The 17,233-nt window shown below is 67.3% G+C and carries 17 protein-coding genes and 1 pseudogene; 11 read left to right on the forward strand and 7 right to left on the reverse strand.

Features of this window, described 5'->3' with window-relative positions; translation table 11 throughout:
* The first annotated feature begins 60 nt into the window (after nt 1-60).
* Complete coding sequence (locus DEU38_RS27130) at nt 61-819, forward strand: ABC transporter permease (RefSeq protein ID WP_114724476.1); 759 nt, start codon at nt 61-63, stop codon at nt 817-819.
* A gap of 72 nt (nt 820-891) precedes the next feature.
* On the opposite strand, the pseudogene DEU38_RS27135 reads toward DEU38_RS27130, so the two are convergent.
* Nucleotides 892-1,734 (reverse strand): annotated as a pseudogene (locus DEU38_RS27135) (IS30 family transposase); the annotation flags it as partial.
* Nucleotides 1,735-2,154: 420 nt separating this feature from the next.
* On the opposite strand from DEU38_RS27135, the gene DEU38_RS27140 reads away from it, so the two are divergent.
* Both DEU38_RS27140 and DEU38_RS27145 read left to right on the forward strand, forming a co-directional pair.
* Nucleotides 2,155-2,523 (forward strand): hypothetical protein, encoded by a 369-nt coding sequence (locus tag DEU38_RS27140; RefSeq protein WP_114724477.1) that lies wholly within the window; start codon nt 2,155-2,157, stop codon nt 2,521-2,523.
* A 654-nt stretch (nt 2,524-3,177) separates the two neighbouring features.
* Entirely contained in the window at nt 3,178-3,621 is a 444-nt protein-coding gene (locus tag DEU38_RS27145; RefSeq protein WP_220181972.1) for a hypothetical protein, read from the forward strand.
* A gap of 220 nt (nt 3,622-3,841) precedes the next feature.
* Here DEU38_RS27145 and DEU38_RS27150 read toward each other — a convergent pair whose 3' ends face one another.
* Complete coding sequence (locus tag DEU38_RS27150) at nt 3,842-4,285, reverse strand: hypothetical protein (protein ID WP_258558185.1); 444 nt, start codon at nt 4,283-4,285, stop codon at nt 3,842-3,844.
* Nucleotides 4,286-4,562: 277 nt separating this feature from the next.
* Nucleotides 4,563-5,216, reverse strand: coding sequence for a DUF2867 domain-containing protein (locus DEU38_RS27155; protein WP_114724480.1), 654 nt, complete (start codon nt 5,214-5,216; stop codon nt 4,563-4,565).
* Between the two features lie 261 nt (nt 5,217-5,477).
* Between DEU38_RS27155 and DEU38_RS27160 the strand changes: the two genes are divergently transcribed.
* From DEU38_RS27160 to DEU38_RS27180, 5 genes are all read left to right on the forward strand, one after another.
* Nucleotides 5,478-6,404: an alpha/beta hydrolase gene (locus tag DEU38_RS27160; protein ID WP_258558186.1), complete on the forward strand. Its 927-nt coding sequence runs from the start codon at nt 5,478-5,480 to the stop codon at nt 6,402-6,404.
* A gap of 76 nt (nt 6,405-6,480) precedes the next feature.
* Nucleotides 6,481-6,939 (forward strand): HEAT repeat domain-containing protein, encoded by a 459-nt coding sequence (locus DEU38_RS27165; RefSeq protein ID WP_147283598.1) that lies wholly within the window; start codon nt 6,481-6,483, stop codon nt 6,937-6,939.
* Between the two features lie 157 nt (nt 6,940-7,096).
* Nucleotides 7,097-7,543: a hypothetical protein gene (locus tag DEU38_RS27170; protein ID WP_114724508.1), complete on the forward strand. Its 447-nt coding sequence runs from the start codon at nt 7,097-7,099 to the stop codon at nt 7,541-7,543.
* A gap of 82 nt (nt 7,544-7,625) precedes the next feature.
* A complete protein-coding gene (locus DEU38_RS27175; RefSeq protein ID WP_114724483.1) occupies nt 7,626-8,144 on the forward strand; it encodes a hypothetical protein in 519 nt (172 codons plus the stop codon).
* 161 nt (nt 8,145-8,305) lie between these two features.
* Complete coding sequence (locus DEU38_RS27180) at nt 8,306-9,154, forward strand: hypothetical protein (RefSeq protein WP_114724484.1); 849 nt, start codon at nt 8,306-8,308, stop codon at nt 9,152-9,154.
* An 83-nt stretch (nt 9,155-9,237) separates the two neighbouring features.
* On the opposite strand, the gene mqo is transcribed toward DEU38_RS27180, so the two are convergent.
* Entirely contained in the window at nt 9,238-10,746 is a 1,509-nt protein-coding gene (gene mqo / locus DEU38_RS27185) for a malate dehydrogenase (quinone) (RefSeq protein WP_114724485.1), read from the reverse strand.
* Nucleotides 10,747-10,837: 91 nt separating this feature from the next.
* On the opposite strand from mqo, the gene DEU38_RS27190 reads away from it, so the two are divergent.
* Entirely contained in the window at nt 10,838-11,752 is a 915-nt protein-coding gene (locus DEU38_RS27190; protein WP_114724486.1) for a LysR family transcriptional regulator, read from the forward strand.
* 10 nt (nt 11,753-11,762) lie between these two features.
* Here the strand turns inward: DEU38_RS27190 and DEU38_RS27195 are convergent, their stop codons facing one another.
* A complete protein-coding gene (locus DEU38_RS27195; RefSeq protein ID WP_114724487.1) occupies nt 11,763-12,347 on the reverse strand; it encodes a TetR/AcrR family transcriptional regulator in 585 nt (194 codons plus the stop codon).
* A gap of 85 nt (nt 12,348-12,432) precedes the next feature.
* Here DEU38_RS27195 and DEU38_RS27200 point away from each other — a divergent pair, with 85 nt between their 5' ends.
* On the forward strand, nt 12,433-13,488 hold the full coding sequence (locus tag DEU38_RS27200; RefSeq protein WP_114724488.1) for a beta-ketoacyl-ACP synthase III: 1,056 nt from the start codon (nt 12,433-12,435) through the stop codon (nt 13,486-13,488).
* Nucleotides 13,489-13,552: 64 nt separating this feature from the next.
* Here DEU38_RS27200 and DEU38_RS27205 read toward each other — a convergent pair whose 3' ends face one another.
* Entirely contained in the window at nt 13,553-14,143 is a 591-nt protein-coding gene (locus DEU38_RS27205; RefSeq protein WP_217487134.1) for a TetR/AcrR family transcriptional regulator, read from the reverse strand.
* Between the two features lie 64 nt (nt 14,144-14,207).
* Between DEU38_RS27205 and DEU38_RS27210 the strand changes: the two genes are divergently transcribed.
* On the forward strand, nt 14,208-14,918 hold the full coding sequence (locus DEU38_RS27210) for a 1-acyl-sn-glycerol-3-phosphate acyltransferase (protein WP_114724490.1): 711 nt from the start codon (nt 14,208-14,210) through the stop codon (nt 14,916-14,918).
* Here the strand turns inward: DEU38_RS27210 and DEU38_RS27215 are convergent.
* Nucleotides 14,896-17,208, reverse strand: a complete 2,313-nt coding sequence (locus DEU38_RS27215; protein WP_114724491.1) for an FdhF/YdeP family oxidoreductase — start codon at nt 17,206-17,208, stop codon at nt 14,896-14,898. The two genes, DEU38_RS27210 and DEU38_RS27215, sit on opposite strands and share 23 nt — an antisense overlap.
* Between the last annotated feature and the right edge of the window lie 25 nt (nt 17,209-17,233).

The raw sequence follows: 17,233 nt of genomic DNA on the forward strand, positions 1-17,233 counted from the left end.
CCACGCTCAGGTCGCCGGACAGCCCGTCGACGCTGCGCAGAACATGGGAGGTGCGCTCCGATGAGCGTGTTGAATGCAGAACGCATCAAGCTGACATCCACCAAGTCACCGATGTGGTGCACGCTGATCGCGGTGGTCGTCAGTATCGGCCTTGCCGTGGTGGTCGGCGCTGCGATGAAGTCGCAGTACGGCGCGGGGTTCGCCAACCCCTACAACTACACCGCCGCAGTGACCCAGATGGGCGCGGTGCAGTTCGGAGCGATGCTGGTGATGATCATGGCGGCGCTCGCGGTCACCACCGAGTACCGCTTCGGTGTCATCCGCACCTCGTTCCTGGCCAGCCCGAATCGTTCGGCGGTGATCGCAGGCAAGGCGCTGCTGTTGTCGGGATTTGCGGCTGTCCTCGGCCTGGTCGTCGCCCTCGCGGCGTTCTATCTCGGCCAGGCCGCTTCGGGCCTGACCATCCCGCTCGGTGACGGCGACAACGCCCGCATCGTCCTCGGTGTGCCGATCTACTTCGCACTGGTCGCGGTCTTCGCGGTGGGTGTGGGCACGTTGATCCGCCAGTCGGCGGGTGCCATCTCGCTGGTGTTGCTGTGGCCGCTGGTGATCGAGAGCATGGCGACGGTGATTCCGAAGGTGGGCAAGTACATCGGCGAGTTCGGTCCGTTCAACAACGCCACATACTTCCTCGGACAGCAGAACGGCGGGCAGTTCGACTTCCACTGGGGTCCGTGGGGCGCGCTGGTGTACTTCGCGGCGTTCGTGGCGGTCGTCTTCGGCACAAGTCTGGTCGTGGTGAACAAGCGCGACGCCTGACACTTCCACGATCGGAAGCCCTTCCGCGTCGGGTCGGTACACCGATCCTGCCGCTGAACAGGTTTGTCTGCTAGCCGCGACGACAGTAGCGAAACGCTCGGCTGGGGTGTCCCAGCCGAGCGTTCTACGTGGGCGGTTGTTGAGTTCGGTAGTGACAGCGTCGAGATGCGCGCGGGAGTGACCTTCCAGGCTAGTTCCTTTCGGGAAGTACTGGCGCAGTCGCCCGTTCGTGTTCTCGCTCGTCCCGCGCTGCCAGGGCGAACGAGGATCACAGAAGTAGACGGGAATGTCGGTGGCGGCGGTGAATTCATGGTGCAGGTTCGTCTCGGAGCCCTGGTCCCACGTCACCGACCGCTTCAAGTGCGCCGGCAGATGCCCGATGGTCCCGGCGATTGCGTCCCGGACCCGGTCGGCGGTACGGCCGTGGGGCAGGTGGACGAGCATCACGTGGCGGGTGGAGCGTTCGACGAGGGTGCCGATCGCGGACTGGTTGTTCTTCCCGACGATCAGATCCCCTTGCCAATGCCCGGGCACGGCCCGGTCGTCGACCTCGGCGGGGCGCTCGCTGATCAGGACCATGGGGGCCGCCATCCGCTGCACCCGCTGCGGCCCGCGGCGCCGCCGGCGAATCGTCCGTCCAGTACGCAGGACTCGAGCGACCTCGCGGTGCAGTTCGCCATGGCCCTGCTGGTAGAGGGCCGGATAGATCATTTCGTGGCACACGTGCATCTCCGGATGGTCGGGGAAGTCCCGGCGCAGCCTGCGCATTATCTGTTCCGGACTCCACCTGACGTTCAGATATTCCTGCACCACCTGCCGTAGCGCTGGCTGCGCGGCGAGCTTGCGGGTCTTCGGCCGCGGCCGGCCGGCTGCGGCCCGGGCCTGGGCGGCGTGCGGCCGGTACCGGCCGGCTCCCACATGTTCATCGGTGGCTTGCCCGACGGTGAGCCCACACCGCGGAGATCGCTACCAAAGCCCAGCCCGCGAGAGCAGTGACCGAAGCCGGCCAGTCAAACACGAAGTGCTGAACGTGAACATCGTTGGTATGGGCATACGTACAGCTCGCGCCGACCACAGGCAGCCACGAACGCGTTGCCTTATAGACAGGACCCCCGTCGCTGACCGAGTCGTGGACACTGACACAAAGATCGGTCGCTGAACTTCCGACACCGAGGAATGACAAGGCACCGAACCCGACCAGCACGAACACCACACCGGCCGCCGCTAGAACCGCCGGCAGCCACGACGCTCCCCTCACGCGAACCCCCCTCACGTCGTGCCGGCCCGGGCGGAACACGTCATCTGCCCAGGTCACGAACGATATACCGTGCCATCATGCCCACAACCCTGCACCGCGCAATCCGATACGGCGCCCGCGCCCTCGCCGCAGTGCTCGCCGCCGGGATCCTCTACACGATGTTCGTCCACCACAGCCTCAACATCTTCACCCCACCCGAACGCCTCGAATCCCTCGGCAGGACCTACCAACTCGGCAACCTTCCCCCACTCACTCGTGAAGAGATCCACCAGCGACACCCACCCAGCCACCGCGAGTACTACACCCTCGAACACGTCAGCAACCTCTGGCCCCGCCACCCCGTCTACCAATTCCAGAACGACACCATCCGAGGCCAAGCCACCACCAGCGCCTACCTCAAATGGGGCGACCACTACATCACCTACAGCCTCTCCGGCGCACCCTAAGACCCACCCGGGACATCTCGCCTCCCCTGGTCAAGGCAATGAATCAGCCCCCACACCCGAAAGGGTGTGAGGGCCGAGCCGCACCGCGCGAACGCGATCGGTGAGACTGACAACGGGACCGGCCCGCTTCCGACGAGCCGCCCCTCCTGCATCAGGTCTGGTCGAACAGCAGGGCCGCCGCGTCGTGCTCGACGGGACGGACCGCGATCCCCTCACGCTCGACGCCTGTGAACCCTGCGTCGGACAGGGCCGCGCCAGATCCACACCCTCCAGGTCGAGGCCGGGAGAGCCACGTTCACCGTCGCCCGGTGATGCGAGACCTCGGTCCACACGATCCCCACCGTCTGCATCCTCGTGTTCATCGGCCTACTCCTTCCCCCACCCGCCGTCCGGTTCCTAGCGGTCTTCGAACCATTCCGTATACCGCCGCCTGCGTGATTGGCACGTCAGGCCGGCGAACAATTGCCGTCTATGGCGAGGACCTTCAGCAGGGGCTCTCGTCACCGTGGTTGTCGATCCCCAGGTCAGGACGGCGGGGATCTGTCATCCACAACGACCTGAGTCTGCAAACCATGAATCCGGCCGAAAGCCGTCCACCACCTCGATCCCGGTTACCCGAGTGATCCGTCGTACCCGGCGTGCACAATGACTTGCGTGACATTGAAGGAAACGCAGGGACCGGGGCACGGCATGGATTTCGCCGCCCTCGCCGCGTATGTGAAGGAGTACCGCGCCGGTGGTTACGCCGTCGACACCGTCACCGAGTCGGTGTGCGCGAAATGCGGCGGACGAGCCTTCGCGATCGGCGTAGACGACGAGGCGGGTTGTGCCGAACGTCTCTGCGTGGCCTGCGACGATGCCGTCCTGATCGCCGACAGCGTGGACCACTGGCCCGAGGCCGAACCGTCCCAGTGCGAATGCCCTTGTGGCGGGGACGAGTTCGCCGTCGCGGTCGGCTTCGCCCCGGTCGGCGGCGGGAGCGACGACGTGCGCTGGGTGAGCATCGGGCTGCGGTGTTTGCGAGACGGGATGCTCGGCGTGTACACGGACTGGAAGATCGACTACAGCCCTTCGGGCCACCTGCGAGGCATGGCGTAGGCGGGACGTACCCGAAGGGCGTCGCCGGACCGAGCATCCGCGCCCGGTCCCAAAGACGCCTCGCCCATCACGGCATCCATGTCGCTCCATCCGTGCAGCAAAGGCGTATTCGCACACGCCCTCCTACGAGTCTTCGGTGGCCGCACCCGACTGCGACTCCCGAGTCGCGGCGACCGCCTGCAGGAGACGCACCCCAATCGGCACCGACGCGCGGTCACGCCTATCGCGGGCCGTCGAGCTCGATGTACAGCGTGTCGGACCAGTAGCCGAGACCGAGCTCGCGGAGGGGTTCCTCGCTACTCTCCTGCGACGGCGTGAACACCCGCTGCCAGAAGTTCGGCTTGGCGGGTGCGAGCCTGACCAACGCCGCCTCCATCTCTGTGTCGATGTCCGCCAGCCCAGCCATCAATGTCCGGCCCTGGTCAGCGAACGGCTCGTCGTCCATGTCGAAGACCTCGCCACATTCGAGGACGAAATGGTGGTCGGGTTCGGTGTGGCTGCGCAGGAACCGCAGCGCATCCTCAGCCATCGTGCCGAGGCCGGGGTGGTCGATGCGGCCGAGGAAGCCGTCGAGCCGGGCAATGCCTGGGCCGCAGCGGGCCGTGACTGCGATCAGGTCGGGGGTGTCGTCCCAGATCATCGACTGGCGGGCACGGGGGTCCACGGAGACGAGGATCCGTGGGACCAACGGTATCGCGTACGACCACTCGGAGATGCCGGCGAGGCGATGAACGCGTGCAGCTGCCGGATCTTCCTGAGGGCAAAAGGGAGTGGTGTAGAGATACGCGCGGTTGGCCACGGCCGCTTCCTGTCTGTGGTCGGATCGGGCGACGAGCCGAGTCTAAGCGCGCAGTGTCGGTCGAACCCCTAAGTGGTCGGCGAGCTGGTCGGTGTCGCGGCGGTGACGCGCCGCAACCCGCAGCAGGAATCGACCGTCGTCATCATCCCCGATGACGAACAGAAGTGCCGGCACGGGGCGGCCGGATCGGCCACGGCGTGATCATCGGCAGCTGACTTTCAGTAGAACCGTCCACCGTGGTCCGGACAGAGGTTGCACCGCGTGGACGCGCTGGACGCGACGCCGTCGATCTCGAAACCATTCTGCTGCAGAAGATTTCGAACGACAGCTCTCTGAACCAGCGCGGTGTGAGCCTGCTGCACGCCCGGCGCAGCATCGACCGCACGACCACCGGGTGGACGACGCTGACGGGCGCGAAGTAGACGCGGCCGCGCCAGCCCTTCAGCCGCACAACCGTCGTCAGGCGGACGAGTCGCGTCCCGGTGTCGACCGCGACACCTGCCCGGAAGTCGAGGTGTCGGTCGTCGACGGAGATCAACGCCTCACCGTCCTGCACGCACGACACAACGAAGACGACGCGGCCCGCGCGGGGCACGCCGATCAGCGGGACTACCAACTGGCGGACCGCCATGGCGATACGAATCCACACCGGGGTCGATCCGCCTGCGAACACCGCCGCGGCCCACACCCGCGGATCGTCGGTGGCGCCGAGCGGTAGTGGCGCCGCGACCACGTCGACGAAGTCCGGACGGGGAATGTCCTCGAGCGCAAGGGACCAGAACGCGGGACGCGGCATAGCGCCATCGTCCCCCCGACGCCCTGTCCCGGTCCAGACCGAACCACAGCTGCCACCGGCCGTGTCGCGAAGACCGCGCTCCGACTGGTGACGGTCAGGGGACTGTCCACATGCCGGCGCCGGGCAGGGTTGTGAGAGCCGGGTATCCGGGAGAACCGTCCGGCGCCGTAGCGCCCCGTTGAATCGCATGACCGCGCCAGCCGCGCGGGCTGCGTGACCCAACCTGTCGCCGGTTCGTCCGGCAGTCCCTAGGGTGGGCTCGTGACGTTACGACGACCTCTGCCCCCCGCCACCCGACGCACCCGGACACTGCTCCTCGCCGCGATGATCGCGATGCCGATGGCGTCCGGAATCTCGGCACCGGCCCTCGCATCAGTTCCCACTGCTCCCGCGGCAGATCCCGCGGCGGCGACTCCCGCTGCTCCGGAACGGCAATCCGTCAGCGAGCGCTACGCGGCCACCGGCACCCACGCCGTCACCTCGGTGGCGGTGCCCGGATATCAGGTGTTCCATCCCGCCGACATCGCCACCAGTCCCGACCGCCATCCCGTGGTCACCTTCGGCAACGGAAGTTACGCGACGTACGAGCAGTACGAGGAGTTGCTACGCCACCTGGCCTCCTGGGGCTTCGTCGTCGTGGTCGCCGACAGCAGCGTCACTGGAGACGGGACCGAGATCCTGGCTGCAGCGCGCTACGTCCTGGCACAGAACGAAAATCCGGAGAGCATCTTTCACGATCGCATCGACGTCGCTCATGTCGCCGCCGTCGGACATTCGCAGGGCGCCGGGGGATCGATCAATGCCAGCACCGACTCCGGCGGACTCATCACCTCCACCGCCGTACTCGACCTGCCCGACCCCTGGTGGGCCACTCGGCCCGTCGACGTGATCGACGTGGCTCGGCTGACAGGTCCGGTGTTCTACCTGACAGGGGCCGAGGATCCGGTCTCGACGGCCATACCGCAGGCCGCCTACCACGCCGTGAGCCCGGGGCCCGCGGCCCGCGGCCGCCTGCTGGGGGTGGGGCACAACTGGCCCACCGACGGAGGTGGATTCCGCGGGTACCTCACCGCGTGGCTGCGCTTCACCCTCACCGGAGACACCGACGCCGCGCGCGCCTTCGTCGGTCCGGCACCGGAACTGTTGGCCGATCCACGGTGGGACGGGACTGCGGTCAAGGGTTGGTGAATCGACCATTCCGGGGTGCGCGGCGCTTGTCTTGGAGGTGAAGTCGAACTGATCGGATTCGGTAGTGTGGAGCCTCATGGGTTCCGAATCGGTGGCCGTCCGTGAAGTGATCGCCAACTTCGCGCAGTGGAGCGCGGACAGGCGTTTCTCCGCACTACGATCCTTGGTTCCCGAGGATGACGACGGACCCTTGCTGGCCTCATTCCTGCTCGCGGTTGCGGCCGATGTGTCAGAGGACGACTTGGTGAGGATCGAAGCGGTGCGGGTCTTCGAGATCCTTCAGATCGATGACGATTCCCTTGCCGAGAGATGCCGCACAGCGCTGATCCACCTAGCCCGGACAGACGACGATTGGGATGTCCGCAACGCCGCTGGTTGCGCGGTGTTCGACCTGCCCGGCGCCGAGCGCGAACTCGAGACGATGCGCTCCATGATCGCAGCGGAGCAGGAGGGCTTCGTGCGCGAGAATGTCGGAGCCGCACTGGACATGTTCCTCCGGCGCCGTGATTCCGCCTGGGGCGTGTCTGACAAATAGGCAGGGTTCAGGTGGGATGCTCCCATCGGGACGGGGCGATGCGACGGAGGTCGGGAATGGCCGCGACTTGCAATCGCAGTGAGGGCGAAGCGCCAGGCCGAGATTCCGGCACCGGTGTGAGGGAGGGATCAGGATGTTCGGCAGGATGGTCGGCAGGATGTTCGACAGGACGTTCGATTCGAAGAAGCTCAACGATCTGATGGAGCAGCTCAGGCCCGACCTGAGTCCGGAATCGCTCGGCGTCGGGCCCGACTTCCCGGGCGTCGCCCCGAACCCGCTCATGAGCAGTGAGGCATCGAAGCGCAATGCGGAACTGCGTACGGGCGCGCTTGCGCTCGGCGTTCTCGTCGACTGGCGGGAGGTCAACAGCAATCCACGCGTGGTCCTGATGTTCGACGTGGAGACCGCCGACGGCATCTCGTTCCGCGGCATCGCAGACGAAGCCCTCACGATCACCGAGCTCACCCGACTCGCCCCAGGACAGACGTTGCCCGTGCGCTACCGGCCGGCCGTCATGGACCACTACGTCGCCCTTGCCCGGGACGCGGACCCCGCCCACGTGCAGCAGCTCTCTGACGAGATCGCGAGCCGCAAGCGGACCTGACCCGAAGCCATTGGCCGGAACACTAGTTCTATCCGCTCGACGCCTGAACGCACACCCACCTCACGCCGGTAGCGTCGGGCGGATGGAACTCGTCGTCACGTCGGACACCGGCACGATCGGGGACCTGTACGCGCTGGCGAACGAGCTGCAGGAGGCAGGAGATGCCTTCGCCGTTGCCACGCCAGCGGTCGCCGGGACCCTCGTCCTCTGCCTGAGATGCCTGCCCGCGGACGTCGGCCGGCGGTCCTTCACGCGCTTCGAGCGCTCCGAGCCCGCGCTGCTCGTCGACCTGTGTGTGACGGAAGAAGCGGTGGACGGACTCACCACGGCGCAACAGCGCGAGGCACTCGGCGAATTGCTCCGCGAACGGATCGGAAAAGCGTCCCTGTCCCGGTCCGCACCATGGTCCCGGAACCAGCGGGCCGAACTCCGACATGGGGCGGAGCAGTTGCTGGTTCGGCTCGGCTGGCTCGTCGGTCCACGTGTCCGCGCGGCCGAGCTGTGCAGGGCCGGTCACCCGTTGGACGAGATCGCCGAGGCGACGGGGCTGGACCTGGACGAAGTCGAGAATCTGTTCGCCGATACGACCTCGCCGGATTGACACCCACGGACCCGATCGCTGTCGTCCGTGGTGATCCATCGACACACGGATGATCCCGTCCGTTCTCGCGGAGTACCGGGTTATGGATTGGTAGACATGACAGTTCGTGTCGGTTTCGCACTGATCCGCTGACCGGCGTGCGGACGCGTTAGGCTCACGAGGTGATTGCCGCACCGCGTCGCATCCCTCGGGGAGCAGAGCTGGAACCGTTGCTGCGCTGCTACGGGTACCGGATCACCCGTGCCGGGACGGTCAAAGGCGCCGACCCGTCGCGTGATCCCGAGGATGTGGTCGCTGCGGCGAGATTGGGGTGGCCCGTGCATGCGACGGAGCGGTGGACCCCGTCAGAGATCGTCGAGCGCACGACCGCGGCGGCCGACTCCCTCGATCCCGACGCGGTGCTCGCGGCCTTCGTCGCGGGGCTGGGAAGCGCACCACGTGGCCGCCAGACGGTGATCTCCTACGGTTGGGCACAGTTCCTCGACACCGCACCCAAGGGCACCGGCGGAATCCCGGACTGCGGCCTCGACCCGCTGCACGACGCGGGATACGACGTCGACGTCACGGAGACCTTGTTGCGGTTCGCGCTCGGTTGGTCATGGAACGAACTGCCCGAGAAGTACCTACCCGATCTGGAAGCCGCAGTCGCGGAGGGGCTGCCGCTGCCGAACGAAGAGGACAGGGAACGGGTCCGCGCACTGTTGGACGTCATCCGCGCGCAGCCCCCGGGAACACGGCCCAGCGAACTGGAGAAGGCCGTTGCGCGGGCGAAGATCGTTCCCGGCACAGACAAGTACCGGCGGTACGGCATCCTCATCGGGCTCTCCGAGATCGGCGTTCTGCCCAGCCCCGTCCTTGCCCCGATGTGGGACCGGTTCATCGGCAACACCGAGCGGCACGCCGCCTACCACTCCGTCCAGAGCGGCCCGCGCTCCGACATACCGGTCCCCCTCGCAGGGTGGCGCGGCGGCCTCGACGAACGCAGAGCACAACGCCTACTGGACGTCTGACGCCGGTGCACGCGTCATCCCGTTGAGCGCACGGCGTTCGGGACTCCGGATAACGCGTCGGCATGAAGATCGGCAGGCAATCGTCATTCCGATCGCCGCAACAGACGCAGCGAGCACCCCGTGCGTTCGAGGTTGCGGTCGACCACCTGCTGGTCACGCTCACCGGCCGCACCGAGACCCGGCATGAGCCTGCGCAGCAACGGTTCCCACTCCGCGCGCTTCTCCGGGAAGCACTTGTCGAGGACGTCTGCCATGAGCGGCGGTGCGACCGAAGCGCCCGGCGAGGCACCGAGCAGACCGGCGATGGTTCCGTCCGCACCGACGACGACCTCCGTCCCGAAGGTCAGCACTCCGATCCTGCGCCGATCCGGTTTGACCAGCTGGGCGCGCTGGCCGGCCTGCAGCACACTCCAGTCCGCCGGATCGGCCCCGGGACAGAAGCGTCTCAACTGACTGAACTTGTGTCGGCGCGAGGCGAACAGCTCGGCGATGAGATAGCGCACGAGCGGCAGGTTCTGGATTCCGACCGCCACCAGCACCGCGACGTTTCGGAACCGGATGGTCGTGAACAGGTCGGTGAGCCTGCCGCGCTCGAGGAGCCTCGTGCTGAAGGTGGCGTACGGACCGAACATCAGCGAGGCTTGGCCGTCGACGACCCGCTTGTCGAGATGCGGCACCGACATCGGCGGGGCCCCGATTGCGGCCTGCCCGTAGACCTTCGCGTCGTGCCGGCCGACCACGGCGGGGTTGCCGGTACGGAGGAACTGGGCGCCGAGCGGGAACACCGCATAACCGCGCACCTCGGGGATCCGGGCCTTCTGCAGCAACTTCAGCGCATACCCACCGGCACCGACGAAGACGAAACGCGACCTGATCCGGAAGCGGCGCCCGGACGCACGATCAGACCCGGTGACGGTCCAGATGCCGTCCGACCCGCGCGCGAGGGAGGTCACCTCGTGCCGCAGGTGCACCCGCGCCCCACCGCTCGTCATCACCCGGACGAGCGTGTGGGTGAGCGCCCCGAAGTCGACGTCGCTACCGCCCTCGTAGCGGGTCGCCGCGACCGCCTCGGCATCGTTCCGTCCGTCCATCAGCAGCGGCGCCCACTCTCGGACGGTCTCGGGATCCTCGGTGTACTGCATCGCCGAGAACAACGGTAGGTGCCGCAACGTCTCGAATCGCTCACGCAGATAGGCGATGTCACGTTCACCGAACACGACGTCCATGTGCGGCGTGGGATTGATGAACGATGCCGGGTCGTGCACGTCACCGTCCTCGACGAGCGACGCCCAGAACTGCCGCGAGAGGTGGAACTGGCGGCCGATGTCCTCGGCCTTCGCCGGATCACCGGCATCGGGCATGTAGTTGAGCTCGCACAGCCCGGAATGGCCGGTCCCAGCGTTGTTCCATGCGTTCGAGCTTTCGCCTGCCAGTTCCCCGAGACGCTCGAGCAGCGCGACGGACCAGTCCGGCTGCAACTTCGCCAACAGTGCACCGAGGGTCGCGGACATGATGCCGCCGCCGACGAGGACCACGTCGAGAACCTCGCCTCCGTGCCCGGTGTCCGATCCCCCGCCACTCGCCTGAACCATGCCGTGCCCCTCTCCTCGCCGGTATGTCAGCAAGGCTGCCCACGCGCAACTCATCCGTCCAATGATGATCTGGTGACTTTATGATCCGAATATGGATGAATCGATGCCCGGCGAGGTCGACGCCGTCGCGCCTTTGCTCGCTGCCTTCGATGCGGCCGCGGAAGAAGGGCACGTAACCCGCGCATCCGAACTCCTCGGCGTGCCGCAGTCGTCACTCAGCCGACGACTGAAGACCCTGGAGAAGACGCTGGGCGTGCAACTGTTCCAGCCGGCCGGCCGCCGAATCGCCCTCACGTCGCAGGGGCGGGAACTGTTCGAGCGGACCCACGGCCTCGTCCGGGCACTCGACGATGCGGTCGCGGCGGTGCGCAGCAACGCGGATCCCGAGAGTGGGCTCGTGCGATTCGGTTTCCCGCTGACACTCGGCCCGGTGAGCATCCCCTCCCTGCTCGCCGACTTCCACACCACCGCGCCCCGGATCCGGCTGCACCTGACGCAGGACCACGGGAACGCCCTTGCCGCCATGGTCCGCGACGGCCGACTGGACCTGGCGGTGATGATCCCCTGCCCCGACGACCTGCCCGCCGCCGTGCTGGGACACCAGCGCATCCTCCTGCACGTCGCTCGCGGACACCCGCTCGCCGCCCGCAGGCGCGTCGATCTCGCCGAACTCGCGGACGAGCCGTTCATCGCGAGTCCGCCGTCGTACCACCTTCGCAGGATTCTCGACTCATCCTGCGCGCGAATCGGATTCGCGCCGCGTGTGTCGTTCGAGATCACCGAGTTCGAGACGATCCGGGCTCTCGTTGCGCACGGGCTCGGCGTCGCCGCACTGCCGGCCGCCGAATCCCCGCACCCGGACCTGGTGGCAATTCCCCTGAGGGGCGTGCCCGATCGGAGCATCGGGCTCGTGACCGGCCACTACCGGCCCACTCCGGCCGTGACGCGACTCCGCGACCACATCGCCGCCCACGCAAGTGCGTTCGCGGCGGGCAAGCACCCCTAGAGCGTGCCCCCTAGCGGGGTGCGAGGTGATGCCCCAGCAGCAGACCGAGCTGGTCCTGTGCCGCGGCGAAGGGTTCACTCGACTTGAGCGCGCGACTCTGGACGATCGCACCCTCGATGACCGACAAGAGCAGTCCCGACATCGAACGCGCGGTCGAGTTGTCGAGCCCGCTCCGAACCATGCCGCCGGAGAGCAATGCCGTCCACTCGGTGAACGCGTGTCCGGCGGCGGACTGGACCGCCGGATCGAGCTCGTCCAACGCCGCCGCCATCATGAACGAGCCCAGACGGTAGTCACTGGATTCGAGAGGATCACGCCAGAATGCGAGCAGGTCGTCCAACCATCGGTCGATCGACGGCGCGGTCGGCAGCCGTTCAGCCATCGCACTCAGATGCGAACCGACGACCCTCGACACGATCCGAGTGGCCGTCTCCACGACCTCACTCTTTCCGGCCGGGAAGTGCTGATACAGCGAGTTCCGCGACGTATTGCTGCGTTTGAGCAGCTCCGCCAGTCCGGCACCGTGCACCCCGAGCTCCTGCACCATGGCAATGGTGCTCGCGAGGAGTCGAGCGCGCGGGCGTGCTGTGGTCATTCGAGCCTCTTTCGGTTGTGTGGACCGATCGGTTCATGTTAGATCTGAAGCATGTGAACCGATCGGTCCACATGGAGAGGATGCCGTGCCCGCCCCCATCGCCACCGCACAGCCCGTCGCCCACGCAGCCCTTCTGGGCCTCGGCGTGTACCGGCCGCGACGTGTGGTCCCCAACTCCGAGATCGTCGACCGCATCGACTCCTCCGACGAATGGATCCGGACCCGTTCCGGAATCACGGCCCGTGGCTGGGCCGAGCCCGACGAGACCATCGTCTCGATGAGCGTGGCGGCCGCCCGCGACGCGCTCGCCGCCGCGGGTCTGGTGGCCGAGCAGATCGACGCGGTCGTGCTGGCCACCTCGTCACAGATGGTGCTGGGGCCGTCGGCGGGGGCGGTGGTGGCGACGGAACTCGGTATGCACGACACCGCCGCCTACGACATCTCCGCCGGGTGCGCGGGCTTCTGCTACGCGCTCGGCAACGCCGCGGGTCTCGTCCGCGCAGGGCAGGCCCGCCATGTCCTGGTGATCGGTGTGGAACGGCTGTCCGACCTGCTCGATCCGACCGACCGGACGTGCGCGTTCATCTTCGCCGACGGTGCCGGCGCGGTCGTGGTGGGTCCGTCCGACGCCGAGGGAATCGGTCCGGTCGCGTGGGGTTCGGACGGAAGCCAGACCGCGGCGATCAAGCAGGACAAGGACTTCAAGCAGTACTTCGCCGAGGTCGAGGCAGCCGAAGCCGACGGGGGCCGCACCGAGCGGCCGTACATCCGGATGAACGGTCAGGCCGTGTTCCGTTGGGCGGTCACCTTCCTGGAGAAGGCGTGCCGCGACGCACTGGAGAAGTCCGGTGTCGCGGCCGACGACCTGGACGCCTTCGTGCCGCACCAGGCCAACAGTCGCATTACCGACGCACTGATCCGGACACTGGGACTACCCGATACCGTCGCGGTCGCTCGGGACATTGCCGAAACCGGCAACACCAGCGCGGCGTCGATCCCGATGGCCATGGAACAGCTTCTGCGTTCCGGCCAGGCCCGCCGCGGCGACACGGCGCTGCTGCTCGGCTTCGGCGCCGGACTGGCCTATGCCGGACAGGTCGTCCAACTACCCCCGATCGTGACCGGAGACGGGCTCGGATAGCGTCCCAGTCGCCCCGGACAAGGCCGGATGCGGTGCTCGGGGATCAAGAACGGGAACAGCGCCCTCAGGTCGGCGGCACCAGGTGCGCACCGATCACCCGCCCGACGAGTCCCTCGAGCACGGCATCGCCGGCGACCAGTTGCAGACTCCGGTTCGCCACGAGGACAGCGGTTCCGTGCAGGGACACCCAGATGGCAAGTGCGCGATCGCCCGCGTCGGTGTCGTTCGACGCGTCCTCGACGAGCCCGTGCAGTGCGGCGAAGAGTGGCAGGGTCGTCGCGCGCAGGTTCTCCCCGGCACCCTCGAGCAGGTCGTGCCGGAACATGAGCTCGAACATCGCCGGCCGGTCGCGGGCGAACTCGACGTAGGCGATCCCGAGCGCGACGAGTCGATCTCGCGCAGGGGCACTGGATCCGTCGAGCGACGGGCGCAGCCGCACCGCGAGGTCCGAGAATCCCTCGACAGCGATCGCGGCGAGCAGCGCGTTGTGCGTCGGGAAGTAGCGGCGCGGCGCTCCGTGTGACACCCCGGCCCGCCGGGTGATCGCCCGCAGGCTGACGCCGGACGCCCCCGCCGCCTCGAGCAATTCGACACCGGCAGACACCAACTCGTCACGCAGCGAACGCACCGTCTCCATGTAGACAGTGTCTACCATCGCGCTACGATCAAGCGAGTAGACACTGTCTACTCGAGTGCGGGCGGGAAAACAGGAGGCTGATGTGTGGTATCGACTGTTCAAATACGTGCTGATCGGACCCGTTCTCCGGGTCCTCGGTCGACCGACGATCGAGGGTGCGGAGCACATCCCGACGAGCGGTCCGGTGATCCTCGCGGGCAACCATCTCGCGGTCGTGGACTCCTTCTTCCTGGTGCTGATGGTCCGGCGCCGCATCACTTTCGTGGCGAAGCGCGAGTACTTCACGGGCACGGGGATCAAGGGCAGGTTTCTCCGTTGGTTCTTCACCGCATCCGGGCAGGTCCCGATCGACCGTGGCGGTGCCGACGCCGCCGCGAGCGCGCTGCGGGCCGCGCGCGACATCCTCGAGGCCGGTGGCGTGTGGGGCATCTACCCGGAAGGGACCCGGTCGCCCGACGGACGGCTGTATCGCGGGAAGACCGGCGTGATGCGCGTTGCGCTGGCCACCGGTGCGCCGGTCGTTCCGGTCGTCGTCCGTGGGACCGACACGGTCAACCCGCCCGGCACCCGCGCGTGGCGGCCCGGCCGAGTGCGGATCACGATCTGCCCACCGGTCGATTTGTCTCGCCACCACGGCGGGCTCGGCCCCACCGACGGGTCACCCCACCCAGCGCGGTCCGCCACGGACGAGTTGATGCGCGTCCTGCACCGCCACTCGGGCCAGGAGTACGTCGAGATGTACGCCGCGGACTACAAGCGTTCCGATCGGGTCACGACGCCGCTCGAACAGTGATCCTGACGTTCTTCATGAGCGGCTGGTCACTCTGCGTGCTGTAGTCACCGATGGCGCACAGCACGTTCATCTCGGGCATGTACCCGGCCGCGCTGCCACGAGGGATGTCGTACGGAATGGCGGTGTAGCCGTGCAGGGAGCGCGTGCTGCCGTCGCGGGCGATGCTGGTGATGTCGACATCGTCGAACTTGCCGATACCGCGCTCGCGCATGTCGTCGGCGTTCATGAAGATCAGCGTGCGCAGGTTCTTCACACCACGGTAGCGATCGTTGTCGGAATAGATGGTGGTGTTCCACTGGTCGTGCGAGCGCATCGTGCAGAGGACCAGCCGGTCCTCGGCGGGGACGACATCCGGCAGTGTGGCGGTGGAGAATTCGGCCCGCCCGGAGGGGGTGTCGAAGACCAGTTCGCGGGCGGGTTGGCGGATGCGGAAGCCCAGGGGCAGGCGCACTCGTCGATTGAAGTCCTCGAATCCGTCGAGCACGTGGGACATGGTGTCGCGGATCCGGTCGTAGTCCTCGACGTACCGCTCCCACGGCGTGGCGCTGTCGGGCAGGGCGGCGCGGGCGATGCCCGCGACGATAGCCGGCTCGGACAACAGGTGCGGGGACGCGGGCCGCTTCATCCCGATCGACAGGTGCACCATGCTCATCGAGTCCTCCACCGACGTCGCCTGGACACCGGCGCGCTGCTGGTCCTTCTCGGTGCGACCGAGGCAGGGCAGGATCAGCGCATCGCGGCCGTGGACCAGGTGGCTGCGGTTGAGTTTCGTGCTCACGTGCATGGTCAGTCGGCACTTCTGCAGCGCCGCGAAGGTGTACGGGGTGTCGGGAGCGGCCAGCGCGAAGTTCCCGCCCATGCCGACGAAGACCAACACGTCGCCGCGGTGCATGGCTTCGATGGTGCCGACGGTGTCCAGTCCGTGGCGTCGGGGCGGGTCGATCTCGCAGACCGCGGCGAGCCGGTCGAGGAACTCCCCCGTCGGACGATGATCGATACCGCAGGTCCGGTTGCCCTGGACGTTGCTGTGACCCCGAACCGGTGAGGGCCCGGCGCCTTCCCTGCCGAGGTTTCCACGCAGCAGCAGCAGGTTGACGATCTCGCGGGCGGTGTCGACGCCGTGATCGTGCTGGGTGACGCCCAGGCACCAACTGAAGATGCTGCGGTCGGCCTCGCAGTAGACCAGCGCCGCCTTGCGGATATCGGCGCGAGCGACCCCGGACTGGTGCTCGATCTCCTCCCACGACGTCGCCTCGCACAGGGCCCGGTACTCCGCGAACCCGGAGGTGTGGCGCTCGATGAACTCGGTGTCGAGAGCTTTCGGGTCGGTGCGGGCCTCGTCCAGGACGACCTTCGCCATCCCACGGAGCAGCGCCATGTCGCCGCCGATGCGTGGCTGCAGGTTCAAGGTGCTGGTGGGGGTTGATCGGAATGAAGCCATGGCCAGGAACTCGTGCGGAATGATCGCGCGCCGGGCCGCGGCCTCGATCAGCGGATTGATGTGCACGATCTGAGCGCCCCGCTTGTAGGCCTCGACAAGTGAGGTCAGCATTCTCGGCGCATTGGAGGCCGCGTTGACGCCCATGACGAACAGCGCGTCCGTGACCTCCCAATCCTTCAGGTCCACCGTTCCCTTGCCCGTGCCGAGGGACGCTTGCAGGGCGCGGCCGCTCGCCTCGTGACACATGTTGGAGCAGTCGGGCAGGTTGTTCGTGCCGAGCTCGCGGGCCAGGAGTTGATACAGGAACGTTGCCTCGTTGCCGAGCCTGCCCGAGGTGTAGAAGGCCGCCTGATCGGGCTCGTCGAGTTCACGCAGGGCCCGGCCGACGAGGTCGAAGGCATCCGGCCAGCTGATCGGAACGTAGCGGTCGGTGTCCGGGTCGTACCGCATCGGCTCGGTCAGACGGCCCTGATCCTCGAGAGCGGCGTCGCTCCACCGCGACAGCTCGCCGACGGTATGCGCCGCGAAGAAGTCTCGGCCGACTCGTTTGTGGGTCATCTCCCAGGTGACGTGTTTGATCCCGTTCTCGCAGATGTCCAGGTGCAGGCCCTTGAGATCGTCCGGCCAGGCGCATCCCGGGCAGTCGAAGCCGCGGCCCTCGTGATTCATCCGCATGATGCCTCGCGGCCCGTCGAGGAACTCACCTTCTCGGGCGAGCACGCGGCCCACGCTCTTGGCGGCGCCCCAGCCGGCGGCCGGGTGGTGGTACGGCCGGAACCGGAAGGGGGCTGATTCGCCACTGCTGCCGGCCGTCGGGTCGGTCTTCTCGTTCTCGGATTCCGCGCTCATGATCGGTACGCTCCTGACGCGAACG

It is taken from the genome of Rhodococcus sp. AG1013, assembly GCF_003350365.1.
Classification (GTDB): domain Bacteria; phylum Actinomycetota; class Actinomycetes; order Mycobacteriales; family Mycobacteriaceae; genus Prescottella.